At 47.2% G+C, this 22,380-nt stretch carries 17 protein-coding genes; 7 read left to right on the top strand and 10 right to left on the bottom strand.

Going from position 1 to position 22,380, the window contains the following annotated elements; translation table 11 throughout:
- Positions 1-8: 8 nt before the first annotated feature.
- Positions 9-362, bottom strand: a complete 354-nt coding sequence (locus tag ACRC6Q_RS02160) for a TOBE domain-containing protein (protein WP_431465706.1) — start codon at positions 360-362, stop codon at positions 9-11.
- Here ACRC6Q_RS02160 and ACRC6Q_RS02155 point away from each other — a divergent pair.
- The 3 genes from ACRC6Q_RS02155 to ACRC6Q_RS02145 are packed head-to-tail and all read left to right on the top strand — an operon-like array spanning position 344 to position 3,461.
- Entirely contained in the window at positions 344-1,606 is a 1,263-nt protein-coding gene (locus tag ACRC6Q_RS02155; protein ID WP_431465705.1) for an ABC transporter substrate-binding protein, read from the top strand. The genes ACRC6Q_RS02160 and ACRC6Q_RS02155 overlap by 19 nt on opposite strands.
- Before the next feature lie 16 nt (positions 1,607-1,622).
- Positions 1,623-2,534, top strand: coding sequence for a carbohydrate ABC transporter permease (locus ACRC6Q_RS02150; RefSeq protein WP_223641065.1), 912 nt, complete (start codon positions 1,623-1,625; stop codon positions 2,532-2,534).
- Positions 2,535-3,461, top strand: coding sequence for a carbohydrate ABC transporter permease (locus ACRC6Q_RS02145; RefSeq protein WP_431465704.1), 927 nt, complete (start codon positions 2,535-2,537; stop codon positions 3,459-3,461).
- Positions 3,462-3,751: 290 nt separating this feature from the next.
- Here the strand turns inward: ACRC6Q_RS02145 and rlmN are convergent, their stop codons facing one another.
- On the bottom strand, positions 3,752-4,825 hold the full coding sequence (gene rlmN, locus ACRC6Q_RS02140) for a 23S rRNA (adenine(2503)-C(2))-methyltransferase RlmN (RefSeq protein ID WP_223641068.1): 1,074 nt from the start codon (positions 4,823-4,825) through the stop codon (positions 3,752-3,754).
- 155 nt (positions 4,826-4,980) lie between these two features.
- Between rlmN and ACRC6Q_RS02135 the strand changes: the two genes are divergently transcribed.
- Positions 4,981-5,448, top strand: a complete 468-nt coding sequence (locus ACRC6Q_RS02135) for a VOC family protein (protein WP_223641071.1) — start codon at positions 4,981-4,983, stop codon at positions 5,446-5,448.
- A gap of 313 nt (positions 5,449-5,761) precedes the next feature.
- On the opposite strand, the gene ACRC6Q_RS02130 is transcribed toward ACRC6Q_RS02135, so the two are convergent.
- From ACRC6Q_RS02130 to ACRC6Q_RS02120, 3 genes are all read right to left on the bottom strand, one after another.
- Positions 5,762-7,276, bottom strand: a complete 1,515-nt coding sequence (locus ACRC6Q_RS02130; protein WP_431465703.1) for an acetyl-CoA hydrolase/transferase family protein — start codon at positions 7,274-7,276, stop codon at positions 5,762-5,764.
- A gap of 886 nt (positions 7,277-8,162) precedes the next feature.
- Positions 8,163-8,807, bottom strand: coding sequence for a LytTR family DNA-binding domain-containing protein (locus ACRC6Q_RS02125; RefSeq protein WP_223641077.1), 645 nt, complete (start codon positions 8,805-8,807; stop codon positions 8,163-8,165).
- A 97-nt stretch (positions 8,808-8,904) separates the two neighbouring features.
- Positions 8,905-10,407 carry an acetyl-CoA hydrolase/transferase family protein gene (locus tag ACRC6Q_RS02120; protein WP_431465702.1) on the bottom strand — a complete coding sequence of 501 codons (1,503 nt, stop codon included), beginning with the start codon at positions 10,405-10,407 and terminating at the stop codon, positions 8,905-8,907.
- A 452-nt stretch (positions 10,408-10,859) separates the two neighbouring features.
- Here ACRC6Q_RS02120 and ACRC6Q_RS02115 point away from each other — a divergent pair, with 452 nt between their 5' ends.
- Both ACRC6Q_RS02115 and ACRC6Q_RS02110 read left to right on the top strand, forming a co-directional pair.
- A complete protein-coding gene (locus ACRC6Q_RS02115; RefSeq protein WP_431465701.1) occupies positions 10,860-12,059 on the top strand; it encodes an MFS transporter in 1,200 nt (399 codons plus the stop codon).
- Between the two features lie 148 nt (positions 12,060-12,207).
- Positions 12,208-13,095: a MerR family transcriptional regulator gene (locus ACRC6Q_RS02110; protein WP_223641086.1), complete on the top strand. Its 888-nt coding sequence runs from the start codon at positions 12,208-12,210 to the stop codon at positions 13,093-13,095.
- A 62-nt stretch (positions 13,096-13,157) separates the two neighbouring features.
- Here the strand turns inward: ACRC6Q_RS02110 and ACRC6Q_RS02105 are convergent, their stop codons facing one another.
- Positions 13,158-13,343, bottom strand: a complete 186-nt coding sequence (locus tag ACRC6Q_RS02105; protein WP_223641089.1) for a hypothetical protein — start codon at positions 13,341-13,343, stop codon at positions 13,158-13,160.
- Positions 13,344-13,437: 94 nt separating this feature from the next.
- On the bottom strand, positions 13,438-14,736 hold the full coding sequence (locus ACRC6Q_RS02100) for an NCS2 family permease (protein ID WP_223641092.1): 1,299 nt from the start codon (positions 14,734-14,736) through the stop codon (positions 13,438-13,440).
- Between the two features lie 440 nt (positions 14,737-15,176).
- Here ACRC6Q_RS02100 and ACRC6Q_RS02095 point away from each other — a divergent pair, with 440 nt between their 5' ends.
- Complete coding sequence (locus ACRC6Q_RS02095) at positions 15,177-16,088, top strand: nuclease-related domain-containing protein (RefSeq protein WP_431465700.1); 912 nt, start codon at positions 15,177-15,179, stop codon at positions 16,086-16,088.
- 315 nt (positions 16,089-16,403) lie between these two features.
- Here ACRC6Q_RS02095 and ACRC6Q_RS02090 read toward each other — a convergent pair whose 3' ends face one another.
- The 3 genes from ACRC6Q_RS02090 to ACRC6Q_RS02080 all read right to left on the bottom strand — a co-directional run bounded on the left by ACRC6Q_RS02090 (position 16,404) and on the right by ACRC6Q_RS02080 (position 22,362).
- On the bottom strand, positions 16,404-17,615 hold the full coding sequence (locus tag ACRC6Q_RS02090; RefSeq protein WP_223641102.1) for a NupC/NupG family nucleoside CNT transporter: 1,212 nt from the start codon (positions 17,613-17,615) through the stop codon (positions 16,404-16,406).
- Positions 17,616-17,778: 163 nt separating this feature from the next.
- Positions 17,779-19,206 carry a DHA2 family efflux MFS transporter permease subunit gene (locus tag ACRC6Q_RS02085; protein WP_431465699.1) on the bottom strand — a complete coding sequence of 476 codons (1,428 nt, stop codon included), beginning with the start codon at positions 19,204-19,206 and terminating at the stop codon, positions 17,779-17,781.
- Between the two features lie 108 nt (positions 19,207-19,314).
- The gene (locus ACRC6Q_RS02080) at positions 19,315-22,362 is read right to left on the bottom strand and encodes an efflux RND transporter permease subunit (RefSeq protein ID WP_223641123.1); all 3,048 of its coding nucleotides are present in this window, start codon (positions 22,360-22,362) and stop codon (positions 19,315-19,317) included.
- Between the last annotated feature and the right edge of the window lie 18 nt (positions 22,363-22,380).

The raw sequence follows: 22,380 nt of genomic DNA, 5'->3' as shown, positions 1-22,380 counted from the left end.
CGAAATCACTATATCATAGTTTCAGAAAATTCTACAGCTTTTATGCGATTTCCCGTTTCCTCATCAAAAAAGTGTACGTGGCTCATATCAAAAGCAAGCGTTGCCGTATCACCCGCTTCAATTGTGGTAGAAGCATCAATGCGTGCGATGAATTCCTGATCCGCATATACGGCATAGAGGATGGTTTCAGCCCCTGTCAATTCAGAAACTGTAATGGTCGCTTCGAATTCACTTGCTGGGAAACCCGACAAATCTTCGTTATTGACATGAATATGTTCCGGCCGGATGCCTAAAGTCACCGCCTTGCCATCATACCCTTCATTTCTCAGCATCGTCATTACAGATGAGGGAATATCAATCACTTTATCCCCCATCAAATAGGTACCTTTATCAATTCTTCCTTCAAAAAAGTTCATCGCCTTTCTGGGGTTCGGAACTCAGACGCCCCATCATTGACAAAATCGTCGCTGACTTCAATGAATCCCAGGATGAAATCGAAGTCAGACATACGTACAGCCCTTGGGGAGACATCTGGACCAAAGAGCTGGCTGCCATTGCAGCGGGCAATCCTCCTGATGTCGTAATCAATGACATCAACGCTACTGCAATCCGCGGCAAGGAAAATCAGGCCATGAACCTTTCAGAATTCATCGATGAAGATTTCTCAGAAAAATTCTATCCTGAACTTTGGGAGGCTACGCTCTATGAAGGCGATTCTTACGGCATCCCTTTCAATACTGATACGCGCGTCCTCTTCTATAACAAAGACGCCTTTGAAGAAGTCGGTCTGGATCCGGAAGATCCACCGGAAACATGGGCAGAACTGGAAGAATACGCAACTAAGCTGGATGTAAAGGAGAATGGGGAGTATGACCGCCTCGGCTTCTATCCTCTTTGGGGAGTCGGTTACGATGTCTGGCTGCTGAATGCCAACGGCCAAAACTATTTCGGTGAAGACAATAATACAGATACAGTCAACATCAATACAGAAAGAAATGTTGAAGTTTTGAACTGGCTGAAATCTTGGAGAGAAAGAATCGGGGAAGATGTCGTCAATTCATACCAGGCTCAAATCGACAGTCAGCAGGGAAATCCTTTCTTCAGCGGTGATTTGGCTATGATCGTGCAACAGCCGACTTTCTACCAGCAAATCAGCGAATATGCGGAAGACCTGAATTTCGGTGTAGTGCAGCTTCCTGAATACGAACCGGGCAGCGGCCACACGAGTTGGGGCGGCGGTTTCGTAGCTGAAATTCCTGAAGGATCAAGCGATCCGGAAGCCGCATGGGAGTTTATCGAATATCTGACAGGTAAAGAAGCACAGACATACTGGGCAGTGGAAAACTTTGATAATATTGCTAATATCGAAGCGGCAGAAGCAGCTTCAGAATCCGATGAGTTAACGGAAGAAGGCCAGATGGTCTATCAGATTGCAGTTGAAAGCATGGAAGATACTTTGCTCACACCAGCTCCTGTGGAAGCACCAGGGTTCTACAATTACATCAATCCGCAAGTCGATGAATTCTTCTTGGGCCAAAAGACAGCCGAAGAAGCACTTGCACAAGCGGAAGAGGATGTGAAAAATTTAATCGAGGAAAACCAGTGAGCTAGGAGGAAATCCCATGGGAAAAAGAAAATTGACCATGAGGCGTAAGGAAAGCATATACGGCTATATTTTCATTTTGCCGTTTATTGTCGGATTCTTCGCTTTCACTGCCGGGCCTTTATTGTTTTCTTTAGCAGGAAGCTTCACAGACTATAATATTACATCACAGATGAATTTCACCGGAGTGGAAAACTACCAATCGCTCATCACGGAAGATGGTCTTTTTCGGACTTCCCTTTGGAATACAATTTATTACGTTGCGTTTTCCGTCCCTTTGACAACAATAGGCGCTATTTTCATTTCTTCGCTGTTGAATCAGCAGGTCCCAGGCATCCGTTATTTCCGGACCTTGTATTATTTGCCCGCTGTACTGTCAGGTGTCGGCGTTTACCTGCTTTGGATGCAATTGCTTGAACCTGGAACCGGGATGGTCAATCTCGTTCTTGGCTGGGTCGGCATCGACGGTCCGAACTGGCTGTATGATCCGGATTGGACCAAGCCATCCTTAATTTTGATGAAACTTTGGAGTGTCGGCGGATCAATGCTCCTCTATCTTGCCAGTATGCAGGGGGTTTCAAAAAATCTCTATGAAGCAGCTGAAATTGATGGAGCGAGCAGATTGCGCCAATTTTTCCATATTACAATTCCCATGATTACTCCAGTCATATTTTTCGATGTAGTCACCAGCACGATTGGAGGCTTCCAGATTTTCCAGGAAGCCTACATCATGTCAGGGAACGGTGAAGGCGGACCTGCAAATTCCCTGCTGTTCTACAACCTTTATATGTGGAATCAAGCCTTCGAGAATTTCAACATGGGCTATGCCATGGCAATGTCCTGGATTTTATTTGTTATCGTCTTTGTTTTGACAATCATCAACCTGAAGCTGGCTCCTCGCTGGGTACATTACGAAGGAGAGGAGAAATAAATGGCTAAAACCAACGAAGAAACCAAGTTTCTTGATGAAGAAGATAAAATCGAAAACCGATCTGTCCCCAACACAAAATTGCGCTATTTGGAACACCGTGGAAACCGGAATAATATGTGGCGGATATTCAATTTCGTCTTGCTGGCTGCAGGAAGCCTACTGATCCTGTCGCCACTTTGGTGGATGTTCGCCACGTCACTAAAGACCATGGCAGAAGTCATGTCCTATCCGCCGTCCTTCTTCCCGGAATCCTGGGAATGGACCAATTATATACGCGCCTGGAACGCCGCACCTTTTACCACCTATACCATTAACACAATCACGATTACGACCTTTGTGGTGATCGGCAGTGTCATGGCGAATTCGTTCATTGCTTACGGCTTTGCCAAGATACCTTTTCGGGGGAAGAGTATTTGGTTCGCCATTGTGCTATCGACCATGATGATTCCCGGATTTGTAACGCTCATTCCGCAATACATCCTATTTTCCAATTTGGGCTGGGTCAACACGTATTACCCGTTGATTGTCCCGCATTTCTTTGGAAGCGCATTTTACATTTTCCTGCTCCGGCAATTCTACATGACCATTCCAACTGAATTGATCGAAGCCGCTAAAATGGAAGGGGCAAGCCATTTCTATATCTGGTGGAAAATCAGCCTTCCTTTAACAAAGCCGGCACTTGCAACTGTTGCAATTTTCTCGTTCAACGGCGCTTGGAATGATTTCCTCGGACCGTTGCTTTACTTAAATGATGAAAATCTCTATACCCTGCAGCTTGGGCTAGCGGTATTCAAAGGACAGCTCAGTACACAATGGAATTACCTGATGGCCGGATCGCTTCTCGTGCTCCTTCCCGTCATTCTGCTGTTCTTCTTTTTTCAGAAGTACTTTATCCAAGGAATCAACCTGTCGTCTGGCGGGAAATAGGAAAAGCGGAAGCAGCCGTTCAGCTCCGAAAGGCATAAGACAGGCTGGTGAAGCGGCATGTTTTCAGCCGCATAGCACGAAAAGTGAAAGTGCCTGCTCAGCTCTGACCGGCATAAGGCGGACCAGCAGTGCGGCGTTCTTTGCCGCGCAGCTGGTCCGCCTTATGACCCGAAGAGCTAGGTACTTGAAACTGGACACCAGATTGGCTTATGATCCGAGGAGTTGGCTGCTGGAGTCTGGACAATAAGAAAAAGCGTTCCTAAAATTTCAGGAACGCTTTTTTTATATTATTAGACGGTTGCTACTTTTTTCTCTTTTTTGATTTGCTTGCTTCGTAATTGTCCACAAGCTGCATCGATGTCGGCGCCTTGCTCGTGGCGGACACCGCAGTTGATGCCTTTCTTTTTCAGAGCATCATAGAAAGCAGTGATCGCTTCCGGCGTGCTTTGCTGATACTGATCGTGCTCATCAACTGAATTGTAGGGAATCAGGTTGACGTATGACAGATGACGTTTGTCTTCCAGCAATTTCGCCAATTGATTCGCTTCTTCAACATGGTCATTAACGTCGCGCAATAAAATATACTCAAACGTGATGCGGCGGTTGGATTTCTCCAGGTAATAATCGATGGATGCCATCAATTTTTCAATCGGATAAGCTTTATTGATTTTCATGATGCGCGTACGCAATTCATTGGTCGGCGCATGGATTGAAATGGCCAAGTTCACTTGCAGGCCTTCGTCTGCATAGTCGTAGATTTTCGGTACGATACCGCTTGTCGATACCGTAATGTGGCGAGCTCCGATAGCCAAACCTTTTTGTGAGTTGACGATGTTCAGGAAGCCCATCAAGTTCGTGTAGTTATCGAACGGTTCGCCGATACCCATTACGACAATATGGCTGACACGCTCGTCTTTTTGCTGGGAGTCGAAATGCGCTTGTACCTGCATGATCTGTTCAACGATTTCGCCCGCATTTAAATCGCGGCTCTTTTTCAAAAGTCCGCTGGCGCAGAAACTGCAGCCGATGTTGCAGCCAACCTGTGTCGTTACACAGACCGAATTTCCGTATTTGAAGCGCATCAATACAGTTTCAATCAAGTTGCCGTCCTGCATTTGGAACAGGAATTTAATCGTGCCGTCTGCCGATTCCTGCTTAACGGTTTCTTTCAAAGTGCGGATCGCAAAGTTATCTTCAAGCAATTGAATGCAATCCTTCGAAAGATTGTTCATCTCTGAAAATTCGGTGACGCGTTTAATATACAGCCAATCCCATACCTGTTCCGCACGGTATTTTTTCTGGCCGTTTTCTAAAAACCATTCTTTTAACTGATCTATCGTTAATCCATAGATGGAATTTTTCATTTTAGTACCCTCATTTCAAATTTCACAATTGCTTATTATAATACTAAAAATAACGCTTGACAACAACTATTTTTGTTTAGACAGAAAACTCTGATTTAAATAGTGCTTATTCTGCTTCTTGTATGGGTAGAGAATGATAGGAAGGAGTGGATTTTATGAGCACCATTACACATGTGGGACTTGCCGTTCCCGACTTGAATCGAGCCATCGATTGGTACAAAAAAGTGTTTGATTTCTATATATTGGCTGGTCCGTTCGACTTTAATGCTGAGGAAGAAGCGAGTGCCATGACATTGGATTTGCAAGGAAGCGAGCTGAAGAAGATGCGCAACGTCCACCTGATGTCTTCAGGCGGCGTCGGCATCGAGCTTTTTGAATTCCAGGATCCTACATATTACAGCGATCATTACTCACCACATGCCGGTTTTATCCACATATGTCTGGTTGTCGATGATCTTGTCGGAACCATCGAAAAAGCCGTGCAGCATGGTGGTAAACAACGCAGTAAAATCTGGAATATCAATAAAGGCAAACCTCATTATTTGGTTTATACTGAAGACCCTTTCGGCCATGTGGTTGAACTGTACACTCGCAGCACTTCTGAAATCTATGGAAACAAGTAATTGAAAAAACCAGACAGCTTATTTAGGCTGTCTGGTTTTTCTAAGTTATCGGGTGTTTTCGCTTTTCTTTATTGTCCAGACTCCGGCAGCCAGCCCCTCGAGTCGCTTCAGCCCTACCTGCAATGGCAAAGAACGCCATTACCGGTAAGGCTTCCAGCGCTTGTCGGGGCTAGACGGCTGCCTTCGCTTTTCTTTTGTCCAACTCCAGCGCCCAGCTCTTTGGGTCATAAGCCACTCTGGCTATGCGGCAAAGTACGCCGCTTCGCCAGATCGTCTTATGCCCGGCAGAGCTACACGGGCGCTTCCGCTTTTCTTATACCAATTGCTCTTTCTTCTGTAGCATTGTGCCGTTTTTCGCTAAATCGGCGTGCCATGAGAATGCTTTTTCCAACACATGCGGTGTTTGTCCGCCGCGTGTCAAAGCTTCGTCGTAATACTCGCGAAGTTGAGTGCGGTACGACGGGTGTACGCAGTTTGCAAGGATGACTTCTACACGTTCACGTGGAGCCAGTCCGCGAAGATCTGCATATCCTTGCTCTGTTACTACCACATCCACATCGTGTTCTGTATGATCCACATGGGATACAAACGGTACTACGCTTGAAATGTTTCCGTTTTTGGCAATTGATTTTGTGACAAAAATCGCCAAACGGGCATTTCGTGCGAAATCACCTGAACCCCCGATGCCGTTCATCATTTTCGTACCAGATACATGCGTGGAGTTGACGTTTCCATACATATCGAATTCCAAAGCAGTATTGATTGAAATCAATCCGAGTCGACGGATAATCTCAGGATGGTTTGAGATTTCTTGAGGACGCATCACGATTTTCTCACGATAGTTTTCAAATTCAGCAAAAACCTGCTTCATTTTCGGTTCAGATAATGTAATTGAACAGCAAGATGCGAAACTTACTTTTCCGGCATCCATCAAATCAAAGACAGCGTCTTGAAGAACTTCCGAGTATACTTCCAAATCTTTGAATTCAGAGTCGATCATGCCATGCAAAACAGCATTCGCTACAGATCCAATTCCTGACTGCAAAGGAGCTAATTTTTCTGTCAAACGGCCTGCACGAATTTCAGAACGCAGGAACTCAAGCAAATGGTCAGCCATAATTTTTGTTTCTTCATCCGGCGGTACAATGTTTGAAGGAGAATCCAATTGCTCAGTGAACACAATGCCTCTGACTTTTTCCATATCGATCGGAATTCCGATGGTACCGATACGCTGATCTGCATCAGTTAATGGAATCGGCGAACGCTCGCCTTGCTTGCCGGTATCATAGATGTCATGAACCCCTTCAAACCATTCAGGCTGTGCCATGTTGATTTCTAGAATGATGTTCTTAGCATGTTTTGCAAAAATAGCATTATTTCCGACAGAAGTTGTCGGAATGATCATGCCATCTTCCGTAATGGACAGAGCTTCTAAAATTGCAAAATCAATCGATTCTGTCACTCCAGAGCGAATCCATTCTGAAGTATGCGATAAGTGATGGTCCACAAACAGCATTTCACCGTCGTTGATTTTCTTGCGCATTGCCGGTTCTGCCTGGAATGGCAAACGTTTGTTGACAATTCCCGCTTCCGCGAACAATCGATCGATGTCTGAACCTAAAGAAGCGCCTGTGAAAACATTAACTTTAAAGCTTTCATCTTCCGCACGTTTAACTAATGCCAAAGGAACCGCTTTCACGTCTCCAGCGCGTGTAAACCCACTAAGACCCAATGTCATTCCATCCTGTATCCATGAAGCTGCCTCTTCTGGTGTAACCACCCGGTCCTGTAATTGTTTCGCTTTGATGCGCTCAAGTTTCTTTTCCATTGTAATCACTCTCTTTCAAATTTTAGTTTTAAATAATGCTCGCTTGATAAAGCGTTTTCATGAGCGGCCGCTCAGTTGAAAATCGCAATCCGTACAAAAATGGGTATAGTTTTTCATTATCTATCAACAACTTAATTATTAGATAATTTTAACTTGTTTTGATATGTTATTGAGCTTTGCAGATTGGAAAAGAGTTTATTTCTGCCAAGCAGTTAAAAAGACGATTGAAGCAGCATATTTTTAATAACGCAAAAAAGCATCGAGACAATCCTTGAAAGGATTGTACCGATGCTTAGCATTTTTCAGTTCCAGCAGGAGCGGGCGCTTTTCTTGTCCAGCTCCAGCACCCAGAACCTCGGGGTCTTAAGTCAATTTGCCTGTGCGGCACAAAACGCCGCTTCGGCAAACCGCCTTAAGCCTGTCGGTTCTACATGGGCGCTTCCGCTTTTCTATGTTGTCCAGACTCCAGCGCCCAGCTCTTTGGGTCATAAGCCAACCCAGCTGCGTGGCAAAGAACGCCACACTGCTGGTCTGTCTTATGCCCGTCGAATCTAGATGGGCGCTTCCGCTTTTCTATGCTGTCCAGTTGCAAGTGCCTAGCTCTTCGGGATGTAAGCCACTCTGGCTGTGCGGCTGAAAACATGCCGCTTCGTCAAAAAACTTACTGCTCCTGCAGCACTTCATGCTTCGTCGCAAAGAGATGGCTCAAACTACCTTTGAACCATCTCTTTCCTGTCAGAGCTGAACAGGCACTTTCACTTTTCTATTGTCCAGCTCCAGCGCCCAGATTCTAGGGTCATAAGCCAACCCAGCTGCGTGGCAAAGAACGCCACACTGCTGGTCTGTCTTATGCCCGTCGAATCTAGATGGGCGCTTCCGCTTTTCTTTAGAACCCCAATAGTTTTCTGAAGTAGCTGGAATAGGACTGACTGACGGGGATTCGCTCCCCGTTATTCATTGCCAGGACGAATGTGGAATGGGTATCCGGATAAATTTCTTCTATATGATGTACGTTGACGATAAACGAACGATGGCACCGGATGAACGATTCACGCGGCAACAGGAATTCAAATTCCTGAAGGGAGTTTTTATTGGTTCCGGAATAACCCTCAGCATGGACATGGGTTTTGCGGTCCTTCACTTCCAGATACTTAACTTCGGTAAAAGGAATCGGTTTCCAGCCATCGGGGCTTTTCACCGTCACAACGGACTTTCCTTCCGTAAATGCTGGATAGATGGCCATGACACAGCCCTGCAGTTCCCCTTCGTGTTCAAACGGTACAGCCATTCCGTGGTAAGGGACGCCGAAAATTTCCCGATTGATGAATTCGGAAGTTTTCTGATTCGACAGCAGCGCTTTATGTGCGATGGTCCCCGGCTTCACCTGGTCTCCTGATTTTATTTTCAGATCTACACGCTTGCTCGGCCTGTAATAGATATATTCTTTTGTGTTGGTCACAGCTATTGAAATTTCGTCAGAGAATAATTCCCCCATGACATCCAATAGTGAACCTAGTGTAAAGCTCTCCATTATAACCCTCCTGTTTCAACTCAATGCTTTGATTATACACGAAAAGCCCTTCTTCTATTAGAAAAACCAGCCCTTCGCAAGGACTGGTTTTGTACGATTATTCAGAAATGAGCATTGTTCCATTTTCCATTAAATTAGTGTGCCAGGAAAAGGCTTTTTCCAGCACATGAGGCGTCTGCCCTCCACGCAGCAGTGCTTCCTCATAATAAGCCTGCATTTGGTCCCGGTACATCGGGTGGACACAGTTCTCGATGATCAGAGGCACCCGCTCACGCGGAGCGAGTCCGCGCAAGTCCGCGTAGCCCTGCTCGGTCACGACAACATCGACATCGTGCTCGGTATGGTCTACATGCGTGGCGAATGGGACTACGCTTGAGATGATGCCGCCTTTGGCAATTGATTTTGTAACAAAGATGGACAAACGGGCATTGCGGGCAAAATCACCGGACCCACCGATGCCGTTCATCATTTTAATGCCGGACACATGGGTCGAGTTTACATTGCCGTAAATATCGAATTCCAGTGCTGTATTAATGGAAATCAAACCGAGACGGCGAATCAATCCTGGATGATTCGTAATTTCCTGCGGGCGCAAGATGATTTTATCCCGGTACTCGCCAAAGTTTCCGAATACCTGCTTCATCTTCTCCTGAGACAGCGTAATCGAGGAAGCGGAAGCGAACTTCACCTTTCCTGCATCCATCAAATCGAAAACCGCATCCTGGAGAACTTCTGAGTATACGTCCAACTCATTGAATTCAGACTCGATCAAGCCGTGAAGAACGGCATTCGCAACCGAACCGATTCCCGACTGCAGAGGAGCGAGTCGATTGGTCAACCTCCCCGACTTCACTTCCGCTCGCAGGAAATCCAATAGATGGCCAGCCATCACTTCCGATTCGGCATCGGGCTGAAGAATAGTGGAAGGGGAATCCTGCTGTGCAGTAAAGACAATGCCCCGGACCTTTTCTGGATCTACTGGTATCCCGATTGTTCCGATGCGGTCATCGACACGAGTCAATGGAATGGGCGAACGCTGCCCCTGCATTCCCGGTTCGTAAATATCATGGATTCCTTTAAACAATTCAGGCTGTGACAGGTTGATTTCCACTATGACATTTTTGGCATGTTTTACGAAAACCGATGAATTCCCGACCGATGTCGTTGGAATGATCATGCCATCTTCTGTGATTTCCAAAGCTTCGATTATCGCAAAGTCGATCGGTTCAATGACACCTGCCCGAATCCATTCAGCGGTCTGGGACAGATGGTGGTCGACAAACAGCAGATCGCCGTTGTTTATCTTTCTGCGCATCGCCGGATCTGCCTGGAAAGGCAAACGCTTATGGATGATCCCCGCTTCTGCCATGAGTTTGTCGACGTCCGAACCCAACGAAGCGCCGGTAAAGACATTCACTTTAAACTTCTCTGTTTCTGCACGGCGAATCAATGCATACGGTACGGCTTTGGCATCGCCAGCGCGCGTGAATCCACTTAGCCCTAACGTCATTCCATCTTCGATCCAAGAAGCTGCCTCTTCGGGAGAGACAACCCGATTCTGTAATTCGATAGCCTTGATACGACGAAGTTTTTTGTCCACCTTTATCACCCTTCAAAAACTTTAGTTTTAAAGCTTTTCCATTTATTACGTCTTATTCCCTGATCTCTAAAAATCAACCAAACTTTTTCCTAACTGCGTTTGCCCTCTCCTCTTACTAAAATATAATAAAGTATTTTATCTTTGCGTAAGATAATTGTGCTTATGAGCCTCGTCAATGTGCTGGTCCTTTATCGGCCGGACTGCTGACCATCACCTTATTGATCGCCGTGGCTTGGCGCAGTTCATGCGCAGCCAAAACGCTTGCTTTGACTCAAAGCGAATGAAACAGCTGAAGCGGAATCTCTGGTCTAGAGATTCCTTTTTTTATGGGTTTAAAAGTCAATAATCCGTTCAAGTCTGTTCTATTGACAAGAAGTGGAAGCTCAAATAATATGGAAAAGCTGAAGAAAAAAACTTCGTATAAACACATAGAAGAAAAGAGGAAATCTGTCATGTCTGCAGACCAAAAAAAGAAAATTTTTATCCTGATGATCAATATGTTCATCGCCATCGCAAGCTTCGGAATCGTCATCCCGATCCTGCCTTCCTATCTGGAATCCATCAACCAAGGCGGTATGGCGGCAGGTTTGATGATTGCTATTTTCGCCGCTGCCCAATTCGTCTTTTCTCCGATTGCTGGAAAATGGGCCGACCAATATGGACGCCGGAAAATGATTATTTACGGCTTACTCGGTTTAACGATTTCCATGTTCGTCTTCTACGCTTCTGACTCTATTTGGGTATTGTACTTATCCCGTGTCATCGGTGGCGTGGGAGCAGCGATGCTGATCCCCGCTATTTTCGCTTATATTGCAGATATCACGACCTTTGACCAGCGAGCTAAAGGAACCAGCCTGGTGTCTGCCGCCATGTCGCTGGGGATTGTCGTAGGGCCTGGCATCGGCGGATTTTTAGCTGATTATGGCTTGAAGCTGCCATTCCTTGTTTCTGCATTGGTATCCCTGGGCGCAGTGCTCTTTTCCGTCATCTGGCTGAAGGAACATGATGCAACAGATGCCAATCCTGTATTGGCTGCTACATTGACTGATGAGGAATCCATGTTCACTAAAATCGGCCGCTCCACCAAGATGCCGTATTTCATTCCATTGGTCATTACACTCGTCATGAGCTTCGGCTTATTGGCATATGAATCCGTAGTTGGCCTGTATCTGGACAATCAATTCAACTCGACCGCAAAAGACATCGCCTTCATGATTACCGCAACAGGTGTCGTCAGCGTTATTGTGCAATTGTTTATTGTTGACCGGATTGTTCGCCGTTACGGAGAAGTTGCCATCCTGGTTGCGTTTCTGGGTGTTGCGGCATTCGGTTTCCTGATGTCCCTGTTCGCGGGAAGCTACATCATGTTCTTCGTTGTTTCATTGGTGATCTTCATGGCTACGTCCATTTTGCGTCCAGTCTTGAATACCTTGATTTCGAAAATGGCTGACGGTGAAGTCGGCTTCGCCATGGGCATGAACAACGCCTATATGAGCATCGGGAATGTGATTGGGCCATTGCTTGCAGGTGTCCTTTACGATATCAATATCATTTATCCATTTATTTTGGGTCTGATCATGTTGATGATCACCATGTTCATCACGGTCTCTTGGCAGCGTTCGCGCGCCGCCAAAGCTTCTGCAACTGTATAAAGATCCATTAATGATGGGCTCTCTCCGGAGAGTCTATTTTTTTTCATCCTTTTTGTCGAGTTATGTCTCCAGCTTTACGGGTCTGTCTATACGTTGTATAATATTTGTACAACACCTAACCATAAATCTATAGAATGAAGGTAATGCTATGTATAATATTAAAGCAGCTGCCAAAATCTTAGATATGCCGAAAGTGACAATCCGCTCGTGGGAGACGCGTTACAGTGCGATTACGCCTGCCCGTACGGAATCTGGACACCGCTTGTATTCGGATCAAAATCTGGAAGATTTGAAATGGCTAAAAATACAAGTCCAGGACAACGGCATGAAAATCAGTGAAGCTGTAAAAAAGCTTCATGCTTCACGCAAGCAGTTCATCGTACCGAATACTGAACTCCCTCAAAAAGAAGCAATGGAATACGAAGAACAAATAAATCAACTTTTTCAGGCTGCTGCCGAGATGGATACGGAACGTTTCAATTATTTGCTGGATCTTCATTTTTCTTTATTCCATCACCAAACAGTCTTTTTTTATATCATCGCGCCGTTGATGGTGCGTATTGGAGAGGCTTGGGAAAATGGCGTCATCAGTGTGGCTCATGAGCATATGATCACCCACATCGTCCAACAACGCTTCAATCAATTTTTCCGTGTTTTCCCGGTTTCCCCTAATCTGCCGAAAGTCATGGCGCTCAGCCCAAGCGGTGAACAACATCAATTAGGCTTGCTGCTATTCACTTTATTCCTGCGGGAGAACGGGTTTTCGGTCGTTTACATTGGACCGGATACACCTCTCGAAGGCTTAGAGGAAATGGTCACCAAACAGAATTTCAAATTGATGTGCATGTCCATCGCCTCCCCCAAACTCCTGCCGGTAGCTAATAAGTACATTGACGCCTTAGCTAAAGCCAACCCTGAAATGCATTTTATCCTCGGGGGACAAGGCGTCGATTGTGAGCAGACTGAAGGCAACCGCTGGTACTTGGGCAGCGATGTCAAAGTTTGGCAGCAATGGCTGGATCAACAAAAATTTTAGCAACATACAAAACGCCCTCAAATCGATGATTGAGGGCGTTTTTGTATAGATTTTTTATAAGTTTATTCCCAGTCGAGGTCTTGATAGTCTTTCTGGTAAGTTCCGTTGTCCGTTACTTCTGAATGGTAGAGCGCTTTTAAGGCAAAGCCTTTTTCAAGCTCCATTTCCTTCATCAATATTTTCAACCGCTTCTTCAATTCCGGATGATCGCTGACCAACTGCTCCATTTTGGATTTGGTGTATTTCATCTTTATCCGCTCCTTTTGGATCTTCTTCTTTCATTGTACACTGCTATAGAAAAAAACGCACTTGCTTCAGCAAGTGCGCTACTGTTGACGGGTCTCAACCCAAAAAATGAAACACGAAATTTGCGAGGAACAAGCCAGCAATCACAAACAGGGTCAGCGAAACTTCACGCCCTCTGCCAGTTGCGATTTTCAAAATCGGATACAGGATGAATCCGAAAGCGATGCCGTCCGCAATGCTGTACGTAAACGGGATCAATGCCACAATCAACAGAGCCGGAAAGCTTTCGGTCATGTCCTTCATATCGAGATTCTTGATGTTCTGCAGCATCAACCCGCCGATGATGATCAGAATCGGCGCAATTGCGCTATCCGGAATCAGTTTGATGACGGGAATGAAGAACGAAGCGACCAGAAACAATAAGCCGGCCGTAATCGTCGTCAATCCGGTCCGGCCGCCTGCAGTCATACCTGCAGCACTTTCGACCGTCGCCACTGTTGGGCTCGTACCGAAAATACCGGATGTCATCGCTGACACGGAAGTCGCCTGGAACGCGCGGCCGAATTTCTCCGGGCGCTCGATGAATGCCACTTGTCCGTGGACAAGGCCGATGTTTTCAAACACCAGCACCATCGTCAGCGAAAATACCGCGACCCAAAACGTCATGGACAGGATGTTGCCGAACGACAATGCGCCAAATACCGCAAATGCTTCCGTCGCGTTGATCGATGATTCGTTCATACTGCCGAAGTCGATTAGGCCAAAAAACGAAGCGATGACCGTTCCCACCACAATCGTGATCAGGAAATTCCCCGGCACGTTACGGATGAACAACACGATCGCGATAAGGAACGTCAGCACTGTCGCCAGCACCTGCGCTTCCGCAAGTGAACCGAGCGCCAGAATCGAACTCGTCCCCCGCTCCACGATACCGCCTTTCTCAAGGCCGATCAGCATCAGGAATAAACCCAGTCCAACCGTAATCGCTTCTTTCAGCGAATGAGGCACTGCCGCGCTCAGCATTTTCGCGAAACGCGTGAATGCCACCGCCACAAAGATCACGCCTGAAACAAACACGACCGCCAGTGCTTCCTGCCACGACAAGCCCATCGACTGGACCATGGTGTATGAGAATAACGCATTGATTCCCATACCGGGCACCAATAAAATCGGCGCATTGCCCCAAAATCCCATGATCAGACAGCCAAAGACCGACGCCGCAATCGTTGCGACAATTGCCGCTTCAAGCGGCATTCCCGCTTCCGATAAGATCAGCGAATTGACCGCGATGATATAGACGACCGTAAAAAAGCCGACCAATCCCGCTGTCATTTCGCGTTTGACCGTTGTATCGTTTTCCTGAAGACCAAAATATCGGTCCATCCAATTAAACATAGCCAAAACCTTCTATTAAATTAGCCCTCTCCCTACCCGCTCTGCCTATCGAAATAGGTAAGCCAAGATAGGAGTGTAATCTAAAAAGATTAGGGTGTCAAGAGGATATGCTTGATGGCGTAAATGGTTGGAATTTTTGAACGGTGGGAAATCTCTTCGAGCGAGTGTAAATCCTTCTAAACGACTGCAAATCTCTGCGAACGGCTGCAAATCGGAATGAGCGACTGCAAATCCTTTTGAACGATTGCAAATCTCCAAGAATGGTTGCATTTGGCTGAACAGCTTTGGTGTTGGTCGCTTTTCGCCTGCGAAAAGCCGGTATTCAGGTTTTTCATCGGCTCTTAAAATAAGATAGCCGCAAGGAAAGGAGCAATGCTATAATTCTATTAATTTTAAAAGGAGGGATTCATATAGTAGATTTATTACCGCGTGCGAAAGCATTGGAACTATTGCTAATACGGCTCGGCGAACATCATCCTCAACGGCCATTTATTGAGCGGGAACTCCACTGGGCCGCTGCTGGAACAAGAGGCGAAGATCGCCTGCAGAAAAAGTTCCACGAGTTCTATTCGGAGGAAGAATTCCAGATCCTTTGGGACGTCAGCTTGAAAATCGGCAGTTGGTCCGTTCAGATGGATGGCCTGCTGCTCACTGAGCGCTGCGCGGTCATCATCGAGTCCAAAAACATCAACGGCCAGCTCTATTTTGATGAAAAGACGGGCGAATTTTTCCGAATTAATACTGCTGGAGAAAAAACCGTCATGGAAGACCCTCGCGTACAGCTGAATAAGCATATCCGTTTTCTGAAGCAGTTCTTCCAAATGAAAAAAATAAATCTGCCGGTATCCGGCCTGATCGTTTTTACTGCCAAAGATTGCGAATTCGCGTCGAAACCGCATCGCGCCTCTATCTGCAAAACCTATCAAATGGTCGAATATCTCCTGAAGATCCTGCAGGCTTTCCCCCATGAAGCCGACAATAAGAAACTGGCGAAGATCAAAAAAACGATTTTGACCAATCAAACCCCTTATAAACAAGCCCCTTTATGCACCTACTATTTCATCGACCCAAAAGATTTGCGGCCCGGCGTTTATTGCCGACATTGCAAGTCCCTGTCGATGCAGCGGGACCAACGCAGCTGGATCTGCAGCAGGTGCCGCGCGCGCGACCCTTCCGCTCATCTTTTGGCGATCCAGGAATACTTTACTTTTGTGGAGCTGGAGATCACCAATCGAAAGCTTCGGGAGTTTTGTGGGTTGGCGTCTCGAACTGTGGCTAAACGCTTACTGACACGGCTGGATTTAGATAGCACCGGCGCCCTCAAAAATCGCGTCTATCATTTTAGAGAATAGTGAGAATGGAGCCCCGCAAATTGCAGGGCTTTTTGCATGATATTTTATGCAAAAATAGCTGAACGCCCATAAATCCGGCTGCACGACCATAAATTTTTTTGAGCGTCCACAAATCTCTTCCAACCGCCCACAAATCCATTTGACCGCCCATAAATTTTTCTGAACGCCCATAAAATCATTTTCGCGCTCAACAGGCAATTTAAACCCGAAAACCAACCACCCAAAACCCCCAGAATACCCGCTTTCCGCAAGCGAAAAGCACTAAAACCTAAAAAAAGGACCTGCAGCAGCTGCAGGTCCCTCACATTATCAAGTTTAGACGAACATTCCGGCGATAGCTGCGCTCAATAACGAAGCGAGCATACCAGCCGCAACGGCGCGAATGCCGAGGCGGGCGATGTCCGGGCGGCGGCTTGGCGCCATTGCACCAAGTCCACCAAGCAAAATTGCGAGTGAGCTCAAGTTAGCGAATCCACAAAGGGCAAAGCTGACAACGATGACGGTTTTAGGTGACAGGTCAGCAATTTCCGGAGCAAAGGCTGTGTACGCAACAAACTCGTTAAGCACCAATTTTTGTCCGATGAAACTACCCGCTTGGACAGCTTCTGCCCAAGGCACACCGATCGCCCAGGCAAGCGGTGCGAAAATGACACCCAGAATAGCTTGGATAGTCAGGCCTTCAAAGCCGAACCAGCCGCTGATACCGCCAAGCACCCCGTTCAATAATGCGATCAACGCGATGAATGCAAGAAGCATCGCACCGACGTTTAACGCCAGTTGAAGACCGTCAGACGCACCGCGTGCCGCTGCATCCACGACGTTGACCGACGTTTGGTCTTTTTCCATAACGAAGTCTTTTTCTTCGACTTCCTCTGTTTCCGGCATCATCATTTTAGCCATGATCAAACCGGCTGGTGCAGCCATGAAGCTTGCAGCAAGCAAGTATTCAAGCGGTACGCCAAGAAGCGCATATCCCGCCAAGGTCGAACCGGCAACAGATGCCAGTCCACCCGTCATGACAGCGAACAACTCAGATTTGGTCATCCCCGCGATGAATGGTCGTACCACAAGCGGCGCTTCCGTCTGGCCGACGAAAATATTCGCTGCAGCTGAAATCGATTCCGCTTTACTGGTTCCAAGAAGCTTCGATAACGCGCCTCCCAGAAGTTTGATGATAATCTGCATGACACCAAGATAATAAAGTACTGAAATTAAAGAAGAAAAGAAAATGATGATCGTCAATACTTGAAAAGCAAAAACGAAACCGAATCCTTGTGTATCCGCCGCTGGGCCGAATACAAAAGCGATTCCTTCACCTGCATAATTGATGACGTTCTGAACCAGATTCGAAAGACCCAAAAGGAGGCTTCTGCCGAAGTCCCATTCCAACACCATAAATGCAAACGTGATTTGGATGGCTAATCCGCCGAGAATTGTCCGTGGCTTAATAGACTTCTTGCCGCTTGATAATAGGAAGGCGATTCCGAGAACAACGAATACGCCAAAGATGCCCCACAATAAATTCACAACTTCACCTCATCGGTATATTTTTTATCAGAAAATTAAGCAAATAATATGTTTAACTCCACTGTCGTCAGACATCTTACCAAATTTAAAGAAAGAAGTAAATGACTATCGTGTGACAAAATGATAACGCATTCATAAGTTTTTCTTTTATAGAAAAGTCTTTTTATTCGCCTTTATCTGCCGCTTCCATCCCTGGACCGGTTTTTCTGAGGAAAAACGCCAATCCAACACCGATGATGCTCAAAATACCGACGACGATAAACGAAATATTGACCCCTCGTATCAGGCCTTGCACGCCGTATTGATCAGGATCCAGCGCAGTGCTTGTCATGACGGTCACCAGAAGTGCCGTCCCGATTGAGCCCGATACCTGCCGCATGGTATTGCTCATTGCCGTGCCATGTGGAATCAGCCGTTCAGGCAGCTGATTGAGGCCGGCCGTCGTCACCGGCATCATGACCATCGCTACACCGAACATGCGGATGGCATGCATGACGGTTAAATAGAGGAAAGAAGTGGTCGCGGTCAGCACCGTAAATTGGAAAGTCGACACCGTCACGATCGATAAGCCCACGACCGCCAGCCATTTGCCGCCAACTTTATCAAAGACCCGGCCCGTGATGGGGTTCATCAAGCCCATGATGATCGCTCCCGGCAACAGCATCAGCCCCGATTCAAGCGCGGTAAAACCGTGCATGTTCTGCATATAGATCGGCAGGATGGTGGCGCTGCCGATCATGGAAATGAAAACGATGACACTTAGGATAGTGGATAAAGTGAAAATGCCGTAGGAAAATACACGAAACTCCAAAATCGGCTCATCCAACCGGAATTGCCGGCGGATAAAGAACACTAGTGAAATGATGCCGACGATAATGGAAACAGACACCGCTGGACTGTCCCAACCGAGCGAGCCGGCACTCGAAAAGCCATAAAGAATTCCGCCAAACCCCAGCGTCGACAGGACAATCGATAAATAGTCCAAAGTCGGAAAGGTTTGCTTGGTGACGTTTTTCAGGAAGAAGTACGCCAAGATCAAATCCAGCAAGGCAATCGGGATGACGATATAAAACAGGGCGCGCCATGGGTATTGGCCGACGATCCAGCCTGACAACGTAGGGCCAATCGCCGGAGCAAAGGAAATGACCAAACCGAACAAGCCCATCGCCTGCCCGCGTTTTTCCACCGGGAAAATGATGAACAACACTGTCTGGGTCAACGGCATCATGATCCCTGCTCCAGCCGCCTGGACAATCCGGCCGACCATGAGGATCGAGAAGCCCGGAGCAAAAGCACAAATGATCGTGCCGGCCGCAAATAAACCCATCGCCACAAAAAACAGGTTGCGCGTCGAAAATTTTCCGATCAAAAAAGCGGTGATCGGAATCATGACGCCGTTGACCAGCATAAAGACGGTCGTTAGCCACTGTGCCGTATTTGCAGAAATACTTAAATCATCCATGATATGCGGCAAAGCTGTCGCGAGTAGGGTTTGATTTAAAATAGCCACAAAAACCCCAGCCATCAGCACCGCCAGGAAGGGCCCTTTCGCAATATCGTTTTCTGTTTCCTTCTGCCGGATTTCCATCATCGCCTCTTCCCCCTACGATCATCTTTACTTTATTGCTTACCCCTTCGCTTTCCAAATATTCACCGATATAAATAAAACTGCGCAGCCCAAGGGCAGCGCAGTCGCTAGTTATTCTGTAACTTGATTTCTGCGGCGGTTCACACGATAGAACACCAAGTACAATGATGGAATCATCACCAAGGTGAACAAGCTTGAGAACGCCAATCCGGCAATGATGGTCACTGCCAGTGGTTCAAATAACGGATCGCCCGACAAAGCGACCGGCACGAGTGCAATGATCGACGTAATCGAGGTCAATAGAATCGGTTTGATGCGGGCATAGCCTGATTCGATGATGGCTTCTTTGATATCGAAGTCACCCGACAAACGGCGCGCTTCCACAAAGTCGATAAGAACGACCGCGTTGCGCACAACAATCCCCGTCAGGGAAACAATTCCCATAACACCCAGGAAGCTGAGCGGTGTCTGTGTCAGGAACAAGCCAAGAATCGCACCGGAAATACCCAAATACACGGCAATCAACACAAGGAATGGCAAGCTGAATGATTTAAACTGGAAAGCGATGACCAGGTAAACCAACAGGAGCACGACCAGGAACAGCACGCCGATTTCCGCAAAGAACGCTTCCTGATCCGAGTTCTCGCCGCCAGTCGACAATTCATAGCCTTCCGGCAGTGATTCACGTTCAGCATCCACTACATCCAGCATTTTGTTTTCAAAGTCATCCACTTCACCGAATGCGCGAAGCGTGATGGAACGATCGGCCTGCTTATGTGGAATCTGAGCCAAGCGATCTGTTTCTTCAGCTGTCAGCAACTCATCCATCGGCACCAATTGCGGCGGCCCTTGTTCAGCGAGTGAAGGAACACCGAACTGAGACAGGTCAATCGGTTCCCCGTCTTCAATGCCTGATTGTTTCAGGTACACTTCGTATGGCATCTGCCCTTCGTAAATGGTGTACAACGGCACACCCTGCGTCAGAAGCTGCAGCTGGTTGGTCACCGAACTGAGCGCTATATTATTTGTCTGCAGCGCATCCTGGTTCGGTACGTATTCGATCGCCGGCACCGGATCTCCCAGATTGTCCGTGACGATGGTTGCGCCGTTTTCAAGCATCTGCTCTTTCAGTACATCACGAAGCGACTCTAATTCCTCGATGTCCTCACCTTTAATGTCGACGGTGACTGGAGCACCAACAGGCGGCCCTTGGACAATCGTATCCAGGAAGATTTCAGCCTCCGGGAAACGGTCGCGCAGCTCCGACTGCCATTTGCTGATGAAATCTGCAGCCGTCGTGCTTTCACGATCGATCCGGAACGCTACCTGGCCAGTATTGCCGCCAGTATTGTCCATCGATGCGGAGAACAGGTTCGGCAAACCTTCACCGGCGAAAATGGCTGTTTCCGCCACATTGCCATCTTCTGAAGCGACCTGCTCAGTCAAGTCTGTCAGGAATACATTCGTTTCTTCAATAGTGGTACCTTCCGCAAGGCGGACATCCATCGTCACCTCTTCGCGGTCAGCTGCCGGGAAAAATTCAAATGGCGTAAAGAGTGCAAGGGACAATAAGCCCGTCGCTACCAATAACCCGCCAACGCCTACCAAAATCGGGCGTTTCAAGACGCCGCGCAGCACTTTATTGGAATAGAACAAGGCAATTTTCTCGAGTGGTTTCCCTAAAAATCCGGGAGTGTCTGAAATTTTCTTCGCTCTTCTTTTCGTTTTTAAGTATTGCATCATTGGCACCAGCGTAATCGACAGCACGGTCGAAGCCAAAATGGTGGTGATCAGAATGCTTGGCAGAGCTTTGATGAATGCCCCGTTGCCGCCCGACAACAGCAGCAATGGCGAAAACGTCACGACTATCGCCAAACTGGAGGAAATAATCGACGGGTACACTTCACGGACGCCGGTGATGGCTCCATTGAGCGGCGAATCCCCTAATTTATAGCGCCGCTGGATATTGTCGTTGACCACGATGCTGTCATCAACCAGAATCCCGATGGCAATGATGAGGCCGATGACCGAAATCTGGTTTAAGTCGACACCCATGAACGGAATCGGAATCATACCGATCAATACGGAAGCCAGCACGGTCAAAGCAACTGCAAAAGCTCCGTACAAAGTCAGGCCGGCTGTGGTGACGATCAAAACTGCCAGCACCGCGATGGCCAATGAAACATACAAGCTATCAAAAATCGTGTTGACATTATCCGCTTGGGATTCGTATTTTTCTGCCTGCACACCTGCCGGCAGCGTTTCGGTGAATTCTTCAATTACTTCTGAAACATTTTCGTCAACAGAAGGAACATCCTGCTCTGTCTGCAAAAAGACTGTATAGGAAATCGCAGGTTCTCCTTCAAAAGTGACGATATCCGCAGTTTCCTGGTCCACCGTTTCAATGGTCGCCACGTCAGCAAGCGGAACCGCTGCTCCACCCACCTGAAGCTGTTCCAACTTTTCGATGCCTTCACTTTGCTGAATGGTCAAGGTCACCTGTTCATTGCCATTGTCATGGGTTCCGAGCGATAAGGGCTGGTTGGCCTGCTGAAGCGATTCAAGCACTTCGAACGGCTGCAGGTTATTGGCTGCCAGTTCTTCACTGTCCAGTTCGATGAGTACTTGTTGCGTGTTCAGCCCTTTTACCGTCGTTCCCGCAACACCCGAAACGGCTTCCACTTGATCTGACAAATCGGATAACGCATTAGCCATAGTGACCAGCTCTTCTTCATCTCCATAGAACATGTAGGAGACCAATGGGAAAGTCAGATCCAGCTTTTCAACTGTGGGTTCCTGCGCTGTATCGGGAAATCCCGAAGCCGCACTTCCCGTCTGCTGCTGGATGCTGTTGATCAGTTCATCCGGATTTTCACCGTCCTCAAGTTCCAGGGTGATGATGGATGCCGAATTGGATGATATGGACTGCATGGATGAAATGCCATCCACTTTCTGGATTTCACGCTCCAACGGGTTGGTGATGGATGTCTCCACTTCTTCCGGCCCCGCTCCCGGCAAAATCGTCGAAACCAGTACCAGGCTCGACGGTGTTTCCGGAATTTCACGTTGAGGCAAGGTCAGGAACGTGTAAGCTCCTATTATTGAAAGGATTAGAATCAGGAAAATAAATAATTTGCTGCGCTCTAATATGTAATTCATCAGCTTTGCCCCTCTACT

The sequence above is a fragment of the Planococcus sp. SE5232 genome, from assembly GCF_050686535.1.
Taxonomy (GTDB): Bacteria; Bacillota; Bacilli; order Bacillales_A; family Planococcaceae; genus Planococcus.
Note: the sequence above shows the minus strand (reverse complement) of the source record. Positions and strands in the feature narration are given on the sequence as shown.

What these genes read in the sequence shown, in the direction of transcription:
- ACRC6Q_RS02155 (WP_431465705.1), top strand. Translation starts at nt 344, where the DNA reads ATGAGGGAATATCAATCACTTTATCCCCCATCAAATAGGTACCTTTAT.
- ACRC6Q_RS02150 (WP_223641065.1), top strand. Translation starts at nt 1,623, where the DNA reads ATGGGAAAAAGAAAATTGACCATGAGGCGTAAGGAAAGCATATACGGC.
- ACRC6Q_RS02145 (WP_431465704.1), top strand. Translation starts at nt 2,535, where the DNA reads ATGGCTAAAACCAACGAAGAAACCAAGTTTCTTGATGAAGAAGATAAA.
- rlmN (WP_223641068.1), bottom strand. Translation starts at nt 4,825, where the DNA reads ATGAAAAATTCCATCTATGGATTAACGATAGATCAGTTAAAAGAATGG.
- ACRC6Q_RS02135 (WP_223641071.1), top strand. Translation starts at nt 4,981, where the DNA reads ATGAGCACCATTACACATGTGGGACTTGCCGTTCCCGACTTGAATCGA.
- ACRC6Q_RS02130 (WP_431465703.1), bottom strand. Translation starts at nt 7,276, where the DNA reads ATGGAAAAGAAACTTGAGCGCATCAAAGCGAAACAATTACAGGACCGG.
- ACRC6Q_RS02125 (WP_223641077.1), bottom strand. Translation starts at nt 8,807, where the DNA reads ATGGAGAGCTTTACACTAGGTTCACTATTGGATGTCATGGGGGAATTA.
- ACRC6Q_RS02115 (WP_431465701.1), top strand. Translation starts at nt 10,860, where the DNA reads ATGTCTGCAGACCAAAAAAAGAAAATTTTTATCCTGATGATCAATATG.
- ACRC6Q_RS02110 (WP_223641086.1), top strand. Translation starts at nt 12,208, where the DNA reads ATGTATAATATTAAAGCAGCTGCCAAAATCTTAGATATGCCGAAAGTG.
- ACRC6Q_RS02105 (WP_223641089.1), bottom strand. Translation starts at nt 13,343, where the DNA reads ATGAAATACACCAAATCCAAAATGGAGCAGTTGGTCAGCGATCATCCG.
- ACRC6Q_RS02100 (WP_223641092.1), bottom strand. Translation starts at nt 14,736, where the DNA reads ATGTTTAATTGGATGGACCGATATTTTGGTCTTCAGGAAAACGATACA.
- ACRC6Q_RS02085 (WP_431465699.1), bottom strand. Translation starts at nt 19,206, where the DNA reads ATGATGGAAATCCGGCAGAAGGAAACAGAAAACGATATTGCGAAAGGG.
- ACRC6Q_RS02080 (WP_223641123.1), bottom strand. Translation starts at nt 22,362, where the DNA reads ATGAATTACATATTAGAGCGCAGCAAATTATTTATTTTCCTGATTCTA.